The sequence below is a fragment of the Streptomyces sp. MS19 genome (assembly GCF_047200595.1).
GTDB lineage: Bacteria > Actinomycetota > Actinomycetes > Streptomycetales > Streptomycetaceae > Streptomyces.
Genome location: NZ_JBJZOH010000035.1, coordinates 21,885 through 37,085, shown reverse-complemented (window position 1 = coordinate 37,085; position 15,201 = coordinate 21,885). Strand labels below are relative to the sequence as shown.

Sequence of the window (15,201 nt, the reverse complement as noted above, 5' to 3'; positions counted from 1 at the left end):
TGCGTCGCGGTTTGCCGACCGGTCCGTGACAGAGGTGGGCCCGCGGGTGGCGGCGGGGAATCGGCGGGGCATGAGCGAAGAACTCCCGCCGCGCTCCCCGCCGGCCGCCGCTCCCCCGTGGGCCCCCGGCGCGCGGGACGCGGGGAGCGCGGCGGACGAACGGGCGTTGTCCGCGCGTCAGTTGCGGGAGCGAGGCGTCCCGGCCGCCATGGCGCGCTGCCTGTGCCGGCCCGGCGGCCTGTGGCAGTGGTGATGCCGCGCTGACGGCGTACGCGCCGGGGCGCGCGGGTGCGTTGACATGCGGACCGTGTACACGGTCCGGGGGCGGAAGGGCGGGTTCCGGGGCGCTGTGCAATGCGCATTTCCCGGGGTTTCCCGGACAGACTTATCGTCAGATTATCCCGCCAAAGGAATATAACTTCATTCCCGATACAAGATCTTCTTCGTCAAGTCCCCCCATACTTTGATCACTTCCGTATGATGACCGGTCGTCCTGCTGAGGTAATTCCGAACAAGGATGCCCATGTCACTGAGACCACCCCTGAGACCCCTGTCCCGTGTATCCCTCGCGGCCGGCCTGGTGGCCGCGCTGGCCCTCACGGGCGCGGTCCCTGCTCTGGCGGCGGACGACACTCCCCGCTCGGTGCCGGACAAGCCGCTCGGCGAGAAGTTCTCCACCCAGGACGCGGCGCTCCTGGCCGAGGCCAAGACGGCGGGCGAACCGTTCGTCACCATGCTGATCGCCGCCGAGCCCGGGGAGACCGGGGAGGTGGCCGAGACGCTCGGCGACCTCTCCGGCGCCTCCGTCGGCTACACGCAGGACGACATCGGCTATGTGCGGCTCACCGTCCGCACCGGCAAGGCCGACGCCGCCATCGCGGAGGCCACGGCGCTCTCCTCGGTCCACGCCATCGACATGAACGACCACCTACAGGTCCCCGACCCGCAGCCCGAGCCCGCCCAGGGCCGCGGCCACGGCTCCGGCGGCTCGCGCGACTACCCGGGCCCGGACGAGGACACCCGCGCGGACAACCCGTACCAGCCCGCCGGGGAGACCGGCGCCGTCGACTTCGTGCGCCACAACCCGCGCTACGACGGCCGCGGCGTCACCATCGGCATCCTGGACACGGGCATCGACCTCGGGCACCCGGCGCTCCAGGAGACCACCACCGGCGAGCGCAAGATCACCGACTGGGTGACCGCGACCGACCCGATCATCGACGGCGACGCCACCTGGCGCGCGATGACGACGGCGGTGAACGGCCCCTCGTTCACCTGGTCGGGACGCCAGTACACCGCCCCGGCGGGCGCGTACTTCGTCAACCGCTTCAGCGAGTCCGTCGCGGGCGGCGAGGCGGGCGGCGACCTCAACCGCGACGGCGACAGCACCGACGCGTGGACGCTGCTGTACGACCCGGCCGCCGGGACCGTCCGCGTCGACCTCGACGACGACGGCGACTTCACCGACGAGACCGAGCTGTCCCCGTACGGCGAGGACCACCAGGTCGCGTACTTCGGCACCGACGACCCGGCGACGGAGATCGCCGAGGCGGTGCCGTTCGTCGTGGAGGTCCGCGAGGACGTCCCGATGGACCCGTACGGCGGCGACTGGGTCGGCCAGGTCCGCGACTTCGTGAACATCGGCATCGTCTCGGGACGCCACGGCACGCACGTCGCGGGCATCACGTCGGCGAACGGCCTGTTCGGCGGCGCCATGGACGGCGCGGCCCCCGGCGCCAACCTGGTCTCCGCGCGGGCCTGCCTGTTCGTCGCCGGCTGCACCTACACCGCGCTGTTCGAGGGCATGATCGACCTGGTCGTCAACCGGGACGTGGACCTCGTCAACGTCTCGATCGGCGGCCTCCCGGCCCTCAACGACGGCAACAACGCGCGCGCCAGGCTCTACACCGAGCTGATCGACACGTACGACGTGCAGCTCTTCATCTCGGCGGGCAACGACGGCCCCGGCACCAACACCATCGGCGACCCGGCGGTCGCCGAGAAGGTCGTCGCGGTCGGCGCGGGCATCTCCGACGACACCTGGGCCGCCAACTACGGCTCCGAGGTGCGCACCTCGTACGACATGATGCCGTTCTCCTCCGCCGGTCCGCGGGACGACGGCGGCTTCAAGCCCACCATCGTCGGGCCCGGCGCGTCGATCAACTCCATCCCCACCTGGCAGCCGGGCAGCGCGGTCGCCGAGGCGGGCTACTCCCTGCCGCCCGGCTACGGCATGCTCCAGGGCACCTCGATGGCGTCCCCGCAGGTCACCGGCGCGTCCGCGCTGCTGCTTTCCGCCGCGCGCCAGCGGGACATCGACCTGTCCCCCGCCGACCTGCGCACCGCGCTGACCAGCTCCGCCAAGCGCATCAGCGGCGTGCAGGCGCACGAGCAGGGCGCGGGCCTCATGGACACCGAGGCCGCCTGGCGCCTGATCACGCGGGGCGCGACGGCGCACGAGTACACCGTCACCGCGCCCGTGGACCACGCGCAGTCCGCGTACCTGGCCACGCCGCACTCCGGCGCGGGCGTCTACGACCGCGAGAGCGCGCCCGCCGTCGGCGAGCGCGAGAACTACCAGGTGACGATCACGCGCACCACCGGCCCGAACCGCCGCGTGCTGCACACCCTCTCGCTGGCCAACAACCACGACAGCACCTGGCGCCTCGCCAGCAGCCCGCTCGTGCTGCTGCCGCTGAACCGGCCGGTGACCGTCACGCTCCAGGCGCGCCCCGGCTCGGTCGGCGCGCACAGCGCCATCCTGAACGTGAACGACCTCACGACGTGGGGCACCGACCACCAGATCCTCGCGACGGTCGTCGTCCCCGAGGAGCTGGCGGCGCCCGGCTACGACGTGACGCGCACCGACACGGTCAGGCGCAACGGGAACGACTCGTGGTTCGTGACAGTCCCCGAGGGCACGCGGTCCCTTGAGGTCTCCCTCGGTGGCCTCGCCGACGGCAGCCAGACGCGGTGGATCGCCCTCAACCCGTACGGCATGCTGGAGGACGACTCGGCCAGCAACCAGTGCTACCCGAACTACGAGTCCCCCGCCAACACCTGCCGCCCCGACGTGCGGTCGTACGACAACCCGGTGCCGGGCGTCTGGGAGTTCGAGGTCGAGTCGCGGCGCACCACACCGCGGCTCGACAACCGGTACACGCTGACCGCCACCGCCCTGTCCACCACCTTCGACCCGGAGACGGCGCGGATCGAGGAGGCCGAGGCGGGCGTGCCCGTGCCGGTCGAGTGGACGCTGACGAACGAGCTGGCCCCGGTCGAGGGCAGCCTCTCCGCCGGTGAGCTCGGCTCGGTCCACGAGGAGACGCCGACGATCGGCGACGGCGAGCGGCAGACGTGGGAGGTCGAGCTGGGCGAGGGCGTGTCGCGGTTCGAGGCGGTGATCGGCAGCCCGTCCGACCCGGGCTCCGACCTGGACCTGTTCGTCTACCAGGACGGCGTGCTCGTCGGCGAGTCGACCAGCTCGGGCTCCGAGGAGACCGTCACGCTGCCCGACCCGGCCGCCGGGACGTACACCGTCGAGGTGCACGGCTACGCGGTCCCGACCGGCAGCACCGCGTTCGCCTACCGCGACGCGTTCCTGAGCCCGCTGCTCGGCTCGGTCGCGGTGGACGAGGACCAGGTGATCGCGCTGGGCACCGGTGAGTCGGCCGAGGCGGCGGCCGAGGTGACCGTCAGCGCGGCGGCGGCCGAGGCGGGCGCCGGCCGGCAGCTGTTCGGCCAGGTCCAGCTGCTCAACGCCCGGGGCACGCCCACGGGCAGCGGCGGCGTGGTCGTCGAGAGCGTCACCGGCTGACCCCCGGACGGTACGTCCCGCGGGGGCGGGTGGACGGCAGCCGGCCGTCCGCCCGCCCCCGCGGCGTTCCCCGTGGAAGGATGGCGGGGCGCAAGCCGTAGACGTAAGGAGACACCAGGTGCCTGGCACGAATCTGACCCGGCAGGAGGCCCAGGAGCGGGCACGGCTGCTGGGCGTGGACAGCTACGACGTCGCGCTGGACATCTCGGGTGCGCAGGAGGGTGGCACGTTCGGGTCCCGGACGACCGTGCACTTCACCGCCCGGTCGGCCGGCGCCACGTTCATCGACCTGATCGCGCCCGAGGTGCACGAGGTGGTGCTCAACGGGACGGCGCTCGACCCGGCGGAGGTCTTCGCCGACTCGCGCGTCGCGCTGCCCTCGGTGCTTGAGGGGCACAACGAGCTGCTGGTCGTCGCCTCCTGCGCGTACACCAACACGGGTGAGGGCCTGCACCGCTCGGTCGACCCGGTGGACCAGCAGGCGTACCTGTACACGCAGTTCGAGGTGCCGGACGCGCGGCGGGTGTTCGCGTGCTTCGAGCAGCCCGACCTGAAGGCGACGTTCCGCTTCACCGTGACCGCCCCCGAGGGCTGGACCGTGATCTCGAACTCGCCGACGCCCGAACCGAAGGACAACGTCTGGGAGTTCGGCGAGACGCCGCGCATCTCGACGTACATCACCGCGATCATCGCGGGCCCGTACCACTCGGTGCACAGCACCTGGGAGGGCGACGGCGGCAGGACCGTGCCGCTGGGCGTCTACTGCCGCCCCTCGCTGGCCGGGCACCTGGACGCGGAGGCGATCTTCGCCGTCACGCGGCAGGGCTTCGACTGGTTCGAGGAGAAGTTCGACCACCCGTACCCGTTCGCCAAGTACGACCAGCTGTTCGTGCCGGAGTTCAACGCGGGCGCGATGGAGAACGCGGGCGCGGTCACCTTCCGCGACCAGTACGTCTTCCGCTCCAAGGTCACCGACGCGGCGTACGAGGCGCGGGCCGAGACGATCCTGCACGAGCTGGCCCACATGTGGTTCGGCGACCTCGTGACCATGGAGTGGTGGAACGACCTCTGGCTCAACGAGTCGTTCGCCACCTACACGTCCGTCGCCTGCCAGGCGCACGCCCCCGGCAGCCGCTGGCCGCACGCGTGGACCAGCTTCGCCAACTCCATGAAGACCTGGGCCTACCGCCAGGACCAGCTGCCCTCCACGCACCCGATCATGGCGGAGATCAACGACCTGGACGACGTCCTGGTCAACTTCGACGGCATCACCTACGCCAAGGGCGCCAGCGTCCTGAAGCAGCTCGTCGCCTACGTCGGCATGGACGAGTTCTTCCGCGGCGTGGGGACCTACTTCAAGCGCCACGCCTGGTCCAACACGCGGCTGACCGACCTGCTCACCGCCCTGGAGGAGACCAGCGGCCGCGACCTGTCGGCCTGGTCGAAGGCGTGGCTGGAGACGGCCGGGATCAACGTGCTGCGGCCCGAGATCACGGTGGACGACGCCGGTGTCATCACCGGCTTCGCCGTCCGCCAGGAGGCCCCCGCGCTGCCCGCCGGGGCCAAGGGCGAGCCGACGCTGCGCCCGCACCGCATCGCGATCGGCCTGTACGACCTGCGCGACGGCGCGCTGACCAGGACCGACCGGATCGAGCTGGACGTGGACGGCGCGCTGACACCCGTCCCCGAACTGACCGGCCGCGCCCGCCCCGACGTCGTCCTGCTCAACGACGACGACCTGTCGTACGCCAAGGTCAGGCTCGACCCCGAGTCCACGGCCGTGGTGTCCCGGCACGTCGGCGACTTCGCCGAGTCGCTGCCCCGCGCGCTGTGCTGGGCGTCCGCCTGGGACATGACGCGGGACGGCGAGATGGCCACCCGCGACTACCTCGCGCAGGTCCGCTCCGGCATCGGCAAGGAGACGGACATCGGCGTCGTCCAGTCGCTGCACCGGCAGGTGCGGCTCGCGCTGGACCTGTACGCGGCTCCCGAGTGGCGCGAGGAGGGCCTGGCGGCCTGGTCGGCGGCGGCCCTGGAGCACCTGCGGGCGGCCGAGCCGGGCAGCGACCACCAGCTGGCGTGGGCCCGCGCGTTCGCCGCCAGTGCCCGTACCGGCGCGGAACTCGACCTGCTCGCCGGGCTGCTGGACGGCTCGGAGAGCCTGGACGGGCTGACCGTGGACACCGAGCTGCGCTGGGCGCTGCTGCTGCGCCTCGCGGCGACCGGGCGGGCGGACGAGCCGGAGATCGAGGCCGAGCTGCGCCGCGACCCGACGTCGGCGGGCGAGCGGCACGCGGCCACCGCGCGTGCGGCGCGGCCGACGCCGGAGGCGAAGGCGGCGGCGTGGGCGCAGGTCGTCGAGTCCGACGCGCTGCCCAACGCGGTGCAGGACGCGGTGATCGCGGGCTTCGTGCAGACCGACCAGCGGGAGCTGCTGGCGCCCTACACGGAGAAGTACTTCGCCGTGCTCAAGGACGTCTGGGCCTCGCGCAGCCACGAGATGGCGCAGCAGATCGCGGTGGGCCTGTACCCGGCCGTCCAGGCGGAGCGGGCGACGCTTGAGGTGACCGACGCCTGGCTGGCGACGGCGGAGCCGGGCGCGGCGCTGCGGCGGCTCGTCACCGAGTCGCGCGCGGGCGTCGAGCGGGCGCTGCGCGCCCAGGCGGCGGACGCGGCCGCCGCCTGACGCCCCCTCATGACGCGCCCAAGGGCGCCCGGGACACACCGTCCCGGGCGCCCTGTCGTCTGCCGGGGCGCGGATCGTATGCGATCCGCCGTGCGTCCGGGCCGGAACGCGCGGGTGCGGCGGGTTGCGACCGGGGCGCGAGGTGAAGATGAGGTGACAGGCGGTCAGGGGGCGCATGCGGCGCGTTGGTGAGGGGTACATGCCGGGAAAGCGCCGGCCACTGGGCGCCGGGAAGCACGTGCGGTCATCTGCAAGAGAGTTCGGGGGAACGTCTCGCCGTACTCCTGTGTCCAGGAGGTACACCCATGCCGATCCTCAGCTTCACCCGCGATGAGGTGGAGGCCGAGGCGGACGCGCGTCCGTGGCGGCGCCAGACCGAGTTCCGCGAGGAGATCCAGCCGGACGAGATGGCCGACACGGCCGCCGTCTACGCGCGCGCGGCCGGTGAGGCGGACGACGCGGGCGACCTCGCGCGCGGCGCGACCGAGGTGAGCGCCGAGTCCGGCAGCCTCGACGGCGACGCGCTGGTGGACGCGGACGGCCGCATCAGGACGACCGCGCGAGGCCTCCAGGGCAACGGCGAGGACATGGACGCCGTCGTCGGCTATGTCGTGCGCGCCATGAACCGGGCGCTGGACGCGGACGAGGAGGTGCACGACATCGTCCTCGCCGACGGCGGCCTCGACACCAAGTACATCGAGCACCTCAACGCGGCCATCACGGAGTGGAACGGCTGGCAGGCGGCGCTGGAGGCCAGGCTGCGCCCCGAGGGCGGCGTACTGCTCGGCCCGCCCGTGCCCCTCACCATCGAGTACGGCGGGGAGTACGCGATGGTGTGGCCGAGGATGGTCACCATCGGCACCTACCAGTACGACTTACCCGCCGGCTTCGACGGCCGCATACGGCAGAAGTACCTCAAGAAGGCCGCCGCCGACGCCACGGCGGCCGACGGCGAGATCACCGACGCGCTCGACGCCTACCGCAGCAAGCTCGCCGAGTACGGCCAGGAGCTGGGCGACCTGGGCTACGACCTGTCCGACGGGCCGCTCGGCCTGTGGACGACCCAGCCCATGGGCGAGTACGCCGCGGACCGCCTCGTCGAGGAGATGGACAAGGACCACCCCGACCCCGAGGCGCTCCTGCGCTGGACGGAGACGCTCGACGCCATCGGCCTCGGCATCTACGACCCGGACCAGCCGGACAAGCCCCTGCGCGAGATGACGGCCGCCGAACGCGACTACCTGTCGGCGTTCTACGGCCGCCTCGACAAGAACGAACTGGCGCTCCTCGGCAGCCTCGCCGACGGCAAGGGGCTCGACCCCGGCGTGGCCGAGACGCGCTTCGCGACCGCCCAGCGGGTCGCCGACGGCCTGATGATGCTGATGAACCCCGAGGACGGCGGCTACGACCCGTCCACGGCGGCGGGCCGCGAGCAGATGCCGGCGGGCGTGCGCGACTTCCTGTACGGCGACCAGCAGGCGTTCATCGACGGCTTCGTGGACGTCTCCGTGCCGAACCGCGGCGGCCCCGACGACGCGTACTGGGACGCGCTGCGCGACTTCAACGGCTTCGGGCAGCTGATGGGCGCGGCGTCCGTCGCCCCGGGCGACGCGTTCGCCAAGGACATGGCGCACACGGCCGTCAACGTCCAGGGCCTCACCCAGTACCACTACTTCGACGGCGGCTACGGCGACATCCCCAACACCGGCAGCAACGGGCTGCTGGAGGCCGTCTCCCTCAACACCGACGCGAGCGCGGACCTGCTGAACGACAAGGCGTTCCGCGAGGGCGCGCTCGGCGTCCACTGGGAGGACTCCACGGGCGTCGGCGCGCTCGTGCGCAGCGGCACGACGGTGCCCGAGGGCGTCGGCCACAACGACCCGGAGGCCGAGAAGTACGTCCACGCGGCCTACAACGTGCTGGAGTACGCGGCCGGGCACGACAAGGACATCCTCGGCACCAGGAACCACAACATCTCCGAGTACGGCCCGATCGACCACACCGGGCTCCAGGACGCGATCGGCGACACGGCGCTCCAGTACATGGACATGATCTCCAAGGGCGGCACGGCGTCCGGGTTCGCGTCGAGCGCGGACGGCTTCACCGACCTGAACCTGCACGGCAGGGACTACCGCTACTCGTTCGACCTGTCGGACGCCGACCGCGAGTCGCTCTTCACGATCATGAACCAGTCGGGCGGCGACGTCCGCGAGGAGTTCTTCGGCGGCGTCGGCCAGTGGCAGGAGATGGCGGCGCACGACGCGTTCCGCCGGGACATGGAGGCGCAGGGGCAGCCGGACGGGCAGCGGCGCGGCGAGTCGTCCGTCTTCGACCACATCGGCCGGATCGCGGGCACGGTGCAGTACGTGCAGGAGGTCGATCCGGTCGCGGACACCTCGAAGAACCAGTTCACCGGCTACGCGGCCATCTCGACAGCGGCCAGTGTCATCAACACGATCGGCGACTTCGGCAAGGGCAACCTCGTCGGCCAGCTCGCCGCGTTCGGCCTCACCGAGGGGCTGCGCTACACGCTGCCCGACGGCGCCGCGGCGGTGGACAAGGCGCAGTGGGAGGCGGTCAACTGGGGTGACGTGAGCGCCCGCACGACCGTCGCGTACGCGGCGCAGCGCGCGGAGTACGGCGGGGCGCAGGAGCACGAGATCCCCACCCCGTCGAAGGGCGGCTTCAACCAGACGGACGTCATCGAGAGCGTCAGGAACATCGAGGGCGACGCGTACGGCCACTACTCGCAGGCCCTCATCAACGCGTACAACCGCGCCGCCGAGCCGCGCGACTGACGGCGCCCGGCGCCGCCCGTACGGGCCGCCTCCCCCGTCGCGGCGGGAGCGGCCCGGCGGGGGTCAGCGCCTGCGCTCGCTCACGATCACGAGCCCGGCGATCACCGCGAACAGCGCGAGGGGCGCGATGACGAAGAGGCTGAGGGTCTGGATGACGCTCAGGCCTGAGCCCGGGTCGTCGCCGTCGTCCCGGTAGAGAGCGAAGGCGGACGGGGAGGACAGCAGCATCAGCAGCGCCGTACCCGCGGTGACGGCCGCCGCGCGCCTCGCGGTGCGCTTCTTGTTCACGTTGACCACGTGACCACACTAACGAACGCGCGCCGGCCGCTCCCTCACGGCCCCGCCATCTCCTCCCGCACGGCCCGCACGAGGGCCGCCACCCGCCCCGAGGTGGTCAGCTCCTCCAGCGTCACGGGGCGCCCCGAACCGTCCGCCATCGGCAGCCGCCAGTTGGGGTACTCGCGCCATGTCCCCGGCATGTTCTGCGGCCTGCGGTCGCCCACCGCGTCGGGCAGCCAGATGCCGATCATCTTGGCGGGCGTCCTGGCGAGGAAGCGGTAGGCGGCGGCGATCTGCCCCTCCTCGGTGGCGCCCGGCGTCAGCAGCCCGAGCCGGGCGAAGAGCGCCAGCCACTCGGCGGTCTCGGCCAGCGCGCCGTTCAGCTCGTCGGTGCCGGGCGGGAGCAGGCCGAGGCGTTCGCGCAGCCGTACGTGGTCCCCGGCGAGGCGGGCGGCGGTGGACGGCAGGTCGTGCGTGGTGACGGTGGCCAGGCAGTCGGCGCGCCAGCTGTCCGCCGGGAGCGGCGGCTGCCCGCGCGCGGCCCAGTCCCGTTCGAACCACATCACGGACGTGCCGGAGATGCCGCGCTCGGCGAGCTGCTCGCGCACGCCGGGCTCGACCGTGCCGAGGTCCTCGCCGACGACGACGGCGCCCGCGCGCCGCGCCTCCAGCGCGAGCACGCCGAGCATGGCGTCCGCGTCGTAGCGCACGTAGGTCCCGTCGGCGGGCGAGGCGCCCTCGGGAATCCACCACAGGCGGAACTGGCCCATCACATGGTCCACGCGCAGCCCGCCCGCGTGCCGCAGCAGCCCGGCGAGCAGCTCGCGGTAGGGCGCGTACCCCTGCTCGGCGAGCGCGCCGGGCCGCCAGGGCGGCAGGCCCCAGTCCTGGCCCTTGGCGTTGAACGCGTCCGGCGGCGCCCCGGCGGTGATGCCGGAGGCCAGGACGTCCTGCTGGGCCCAGGCGTCCGAGCCGTGCGGGTGGACGCCGAGCGCCAGGTCGTGGACGAGGCCGATGGACATGCCGGACGCCTGGGCGCTGCGGTGCGCGCGGCGCAGCTGGATGTCGGTGAGCCAGGCGAGCCAGCTGTGGAAGTCGATGCGGTCGAGGTGGTCGCCGCGGGCGCGGGCCGTCTCGGGCGATCTGGGGTCGCGCAGCCCCGGCGACCAGGACCGCCAGTCGGGCCCGTACAGCTCGGCGAGCGCGGACCAGGTCGCGTGGTCCTCCAGCGCCTGGCCCTGGTCGGCGAGGAACGCCCAGTACGACGCGTACCTGCCGGGGCTCAGCGGGACGGCGCGGACGATCTCCAGCGCCTGCCGCTTCAGCGCCCACACCGCGTCGCGGTCGATGGGCGCGCCCTTCTCCAGGACGGCGGCGCGCAGGGCGGCGGCGCGGCCGAGGAGGCGGTCGGTGTGGTGGCGGGCGTCGGGGCCGAGGTACGCGTACTCGGGGATGTCCTCGATGCGCAGGTGGACGGGGTCGGCGTAGCGGCGCGTGCCGGGCCTGTAGGGGGACGGGTCGGTCGCCTCGCCCGACGCGCCGGGGACGGCGGCGTGCAGCGGGTTGAGCTGGATGAATCCGGCGCCGAGCACGTGGCCCGCCCAGGTGGCGAGGTCGGCGAGGTCCACGAGGTCGCCCATGCCCCAGGAGCGGGTGGACAGGAGCGAGTAGAGCTGCACGAGGAGGCCGTGGCTGCGCCCCGGGGGGCCGGGGAGGCGTCCTGGCGCGGCGATCAGGGTGGCGCTGCCGGTGCGGCCGTCGGGCGCGGTGGCGCGCAGGGTGTGGTAGCCGGGGGCGGGCGGCCCGTCGTCCCAGGCGAGGGTGCGCCCGTCGGCGGTCTCGATCCGCAGCTCGGTGCCGGGCGGGACGCCGGGGGGCGGTTCCTGGGGGGCGCCGCCGCGCAGGACGACGGTGGGCGGCAGGAGGCGGGCCGCGCCGGGGGCGGCCTGGTCGGGGTCGGCGCCGGGGTCGGCGCCCAGGGCGGTGAGGACGGCGGTCACCGTGTCCTCCGGAACGGTGACGTGGTTGCCTGGCGAGGGTTCGTAGGACGTGGCGACGCCGTGCGCCGCGGCGAGCCGCGCGAGCCGCTCTTCCATCAGATGTCTGCTGCCTCCGCGCCGGTGCCCACGGGGCCGCCGGTCTCCGACGTCAGCGGCGGCTCGGCGGCGAGCGGCGACTCGGACGTCAGGGGGGCGGCGGCGCCGAGCGGCGGTTCGCTGGTCAGCGGGGCCTGCGGTGCGCCGTTCTGGCTGGGCAGCGGACCGGGGTCCAGGCCGTACACCAGGTGTTTCAGCAGGTCGGCTTCCCTGTCGGGCGCGTCGATCCGGGCGGCTCCGGCCACGGGCTGACTCCGTTCACTGGGGGTGCGCAGGGGTTCACGCGCTGCGGCGCGCGCGGTACTGCTTGCTCTACCCCAGTGAACGCCAGGACACCCCTCCATGCGACAGGAAAGCGACGCAGCTCACCCCCCGTACGCCGGAGATTTTGCCGCCGCGTCCCGTACCCGGCGGCAACTTCTCCCGCCGGGGCCCGGCCACGGCGCTCACGCGGAGCGGCCCTCGATGCGGGCGAGGGCGTCGTCGGCGCCGTACGGGCGGAGGTAGGGCAGCCAGCGCGGGTCGCGGTGGCCGGTGCCGATGATGCGCCAGGCGAGCCCGGACGGAGGCCCCGGCGTGTGGCGCAGCCGCCAGCCCAGCTCGGCGACGTGCCGGTCGGCCTTGATGTGGTTGCAGCTGCGGCAGGCGGCGACGACGTTCTCCCACGCGTGCTGGCCGCCGCGGCTGCGCGGGATGACGTGGTCGACGCTGGTGGCGACGCCGCCGCAGTACGCGCACCTGCCGCCGTCGCGCGCGAACAGCGCCCTGCGGGTGAGCGGCACGGCGGTGCGGTACGGGACGCGGACGAACCGCTTGAGGCGGACCACGCTCGGTGCGGGGATGGCCTGCGTGGTGCTGCGCAGGAGCGCGCCCGATGTCTCCAGGCTGACGGCCTTGTCGTTCAGCAGGAGGATGAGTGCGCGGCGGACCGGTACGACGCCCAGCGGCTCGTACGACGCGTTGAGGACCAAGACGTGTGGCACGGACGCCCTCCGTTTCCGTCGGCGGCACGTGGCTCGCGCCGGGACGATCTCCCTCAGTGTGTCCCGCGGACGGCCCTTACCGCCACCACGATCGGCAATTGCGCCGTTTGTGTCGTTCGGCACACCCGTCCCCGGCGCTCCTCGCGCCCCCGGCGTGCCGTGCGGCGGGAGCGGCGTGGTCGGCGGAGGCGGCCCGCGCTGTCTACGGTGGACGACCGGGGCGGACAGCGGAACGAAGGGATCGAGTAGGCACCGTGCGCGACAACTGGGAGTCCTGGCTCACACACGGACTGCGGATCGCGCTGATCGTCGCGGTCGCGCTCGCCGTGCGGTTCGTCGTCCGGCGGGCGATCAGCCGGCTGATCTCGCGGCTCAACAAGGAGGAGACGACCACGCGCCGGTCCGCCACCAGGGGCGGCCCGCCGCTCACCTCGGAGCGCCGCCGCCAGCGCTCGGAGACGATCGGCTCGGTCCTGCGCAGTACGGCGTCGGTGGTGGTGCTCGGCACGGCGGCGCTGATGGTGCTGTCCGAGCTGGGCGTGCAGCTCGGGCCGCTGATGGCCAGCGCGGGGATCGCCGGTGTGGCCATCGGCTTCGGCGCGCGCAGCCTCGTCGCGGACGTGCTCAGCGGCATGTTCATGCTGCTGGAGGACCAGTACGGCGTCGGCGACACGATCGACGCGGGCGAGGCGAAGGGGACGGTCCTGGAGATCGGCCTGCGCATCACGACGCTGCGCGGCGAGGACGGCGAGGTCTGGTACGTGCGCAACGGCGAGATCAAGCGCGTCGGGAACCTCAGCCAGGGCTGGTCCACGGCCGGGGTGGACGTGGAGGTCCCGGCGGACGCGGACCTGGACCAGGTGCGGAAGCTGATCGACGCGGTCGGGCACGACCTGTCGCAGACCGCGCCGTTCGACGAGCTGCTGTGGGAGCCGGTGCGGGTGCTGGGGCTCGACGCGGTGTCTCGGGAGGCCATGGTCGTGCGGGTGGCGGCCAGGACGCTGCCGGGCGCGGGCGTCGAGGTGGAGCGTGAGCTGCGCTGGCGGATCAAGCGGACGCTGGGCGAGGCGGGGATCACGCGGGTCGCCGAGCCGGCGCGGCAGGGCGCCGTCCCGGCGCAGCCGGGCGCGGCCGCACCGCCGGGCGAGGCGGCCGGGGGCGGCGAGGGAGCGGCGCAGTGAGACGCCGCCGCCGGGGCGCGCCGCCCCGCCACCCCGGGCCGGCCGCCGGCCGGCCCGCGTAGCCGGACACGGACCGGCACCGCTCGCACCCGGCCATCACCACACGGCGCGGCGGGACTCCCCCGTACGACCGCTCACGGCATCCGATGTCCCCGCCCTTGGGACGTTCCGGACGCCGGGGTCGTGCGTCCGCGAGGCCCGCCCGCCGCGACCGGCGCGGCGGACATGTAGACGCCGGATCGCCTGGCGGGCCACGGACCGGCACCGCTCGCACCCGGGCCGCCCGCCGCGCCCCCTCGGCGCAGCAGGACTCCCCCGGGCCGACGCAACGGTCCGGGCAGGACGCGTACGGCCGCTGACGGCCCCGGGGCGTGCCGGACGCCGGGAGCGTGCGTCCGGGAGGCCGTCCGGCCGCCCGCCGCGACCGGCGCGGCGGGCGGGTGCAGCGGCCCCCACCGCGGACGGCCGGGCCGTGACCGTCACGCGGTGTGACCGTGAGTGTCGCCGAAAGGGCATGGCCGTGGCGTGCCCTCCTCGGCGAGAATGCCGCGCATGACGACCACGGCACCCGCCCGTATACGCGGCTACCGGCCAGGCGACCACGACGCGCTGCACGAGATCTGCATCCGCACCGGCAAGGGCGGCCAGGACGCGACCGGGCACTACCGCGACCCGGGCATCCTGCCCGCGATCTTCGCGTCGCCCTACGCGGAGCTGGAGCCAGGTCTCGTCTTCGTCGCCGACGACGGCGGGCCCGTGATCGGCTACATCGTCGGCACCGCCGACAGCACCGCGTTCTTCGCCGCCTTCCGCGAGCGCTGGCTGCCGACCGTGGCCGCCCGCTACCCGGCGCCGGAGGGCACTCCCGAGGGACCCGACGCGCACCTGCGCGACCTCCTGCACCACGCCGAACGCATGTTGGTACCGGAGATCGCCGCCGAGTACCCGGCGCACCTGCACATCGACCTGCTGCCCGAGGGCCAGAAGCGGGGTCTCGGCCGCAAGCTGATGGAGACGTACCTCGGCGCCCTGCGCGAACGCGGCGTGCCCGGCGTGCACCTCGGGATGGACCCGGCGAACACCAACGCCCTCGCGTTCTACGAGCGCATGGGCTTCGAGCGGCTGCCCGAGCCGCCCGGCCGGGAGGACGGCTTCCACCTGGGCCTGCGCCTGTGACCCGTCCGAACCAGGACTGAACCAGGACTGGACCAGCGCACGGCGCGCCGCCGCACTCCCCCACGCCACGGCGCGCGCCGGGAACCGTACGCTCCCGCCACGCGTGATCCCCGGCAGGGAACGGACAGTTCCGGAAGATCGCGATAGTGACAAGATCAAGGCCCGGACCTACGGGCCGGTCCCGT

Annotated in this window: 10 protein-coding genes; 6 read left to right on the top strand and 4 right to left on the bottom strand. The window is 73.5% G+C overall.

Annotated features, from left to right (window positions below; genetic code table 11):
• Positions 1 to 70 precede the first annotated feature (70 nt).
• The 4 genes from ACL02R_RS24515 (at position 71) to ACL02R_RS24500 (ending at position 9,301) form a co-directional block, all read left to right on the top strand.
• The gene (locus ACL02R_RS24515) at positions 71 to 253 is read left to right on the top strand and encodes a hypothetical protein (protein ID WP_412799137.1); all 183 of its coding nucleotides are present in this window, start codon (positions 71 to 73) and stop codon (positions 251 to 253) included.
• Positions 254 to 523: 270 nt separating this feature from the next.
• Positions 524 to 3,817, top strand: coding sequence for a S8 family serine peptidase (locus ACL02R_RS24510; RefSeq protein WP_412799136.1), 3,294 nt, complete (start codon positions 524 to 526; stop codon positions 3,815 to 3,817).
• A 118-nt stretch (positions 3,818 to 3,935) separates the two neighbouring features.
• Positions 3,936 to 6,503: an aminopeptidase N gene (gene pepN / locus ACL02R_RS24505; protein WP_412799135.1), complete on the top strand. Its 2,568-nt coding sequence runs from the start codon at positions 3,936 to 3,938 to the stop codon at positions 6,501 to 6,503.
• A 305-nt stretch (positions 6,504 to 6,808) separates the two neighbouring features.
• Positions 6,809 to 9,301, top strand: a complete 2,493-nt coding sequence (locus ACL02R_RS24500) for a hypothetical protein (protein ID WP_412799134.1) — start codon at positions 6,809 to 6,811, stop codon at positions 9,299 to 9,301.
• A gap of 63 nt (positions 9,302 to 9,364) precedes the next feature.
• On the opposite strand, the gene ACL02R_RS24495 is transcribed toward ACL02R_RS24500, so the two are convergent.
• From ACL02R_RS24495 to ACL02R_RS24480, 4 genes are all read right to left on the bottom strand, one after another.
• On the bottom strand, positions 9,365 to 9,598 hold the full coding sequence (locus tag ACL02R_RS24495; RefSeq protein WP_412799152.1) for a hypothetical protein: 234 nt from the start codon (positions 9,596 to 9,598) through the stop codon (positions 9,365 to 9,367).
• A 35-nt stretch (positions 9,599 to 9,633) separates the two neighbouring features.
• Positions 9,634 to 11,676, bottom strand: a complete 2,043-nt coding sequence (malQ, locus tag ACL02R_RS24490) for a 4-alpha-glucanotransferase (protein WP_412799133.1) — start codon at positions 11,674 to 11,676, stop codon at positions 9,634 to 9,636.
• Positions 11,676 to 11,921: a hypothetical protein gene (locus ACL02R_RS24485; RefSeq protein ID WP_412799132.1), complete on the bottom strand. Its 246-nt coding sequence runs from the start codon at positions 11,919 to 11,921 to the stop codon at positions 11,676 to 11,678. The genes malQ and ACL02R_RS24485 overlap by 1 nt, the downstream gene beginning before the upstream one ends.
• Before the next feature lie 201 nt (positions 11,922 to 12,122).
• Positions 12,123 to 12,659 carry an HNH endonuclease gene (locus ACL02R_RS24480; protein WP_412799131.1) on the bottom strand — a complete coding sequence of 179 codons (537 nt, stop codon included), beginning with the start codon at positions 12,657 to 12,659 and terminating at the stop codon, positions 12,123 to 12,125.
• A gap of 254 nt (positions 12,660 to 12,913) precedes the next feature.
• Here ACL02R_RS24480 and ACL02R_RS24475 point away from each other — a divergent pair, with 254 nt between their 5' ends.
• Together ACL02R_RS24475 and ACL02R_RS24470 are read left to right on the top strand one after the other, a co-directional pair.
• On the top strand, positions 12,914 to 13,840 hold the full coding sequence (locus tag ACL02R_RS24475) for a mechanosensitive ion channel family protein (RefSeq protein WP_412799130.1): 927 nt from the start codon (positions 12,914 to 12,916) through the stop codon (positions 13,838 to 13,840).
• Positions 13,841 to 14,392: 552 nt separating this feature from the next.
• Positions 14,393 to 15,016 (top strand): GNAT family N-acetyltransferase, encoded by a 624-nt coding sequence (locus ACL02R_RS24470; RefSeq protein ID WP_412799129.1) that lies wholly within the window; start codon positions 14,393 to 14,395, stop codon positions 15,014 to 15,016.
• Positions 15,017 to 15,201 lie beyond the last annotated feature (185 nt).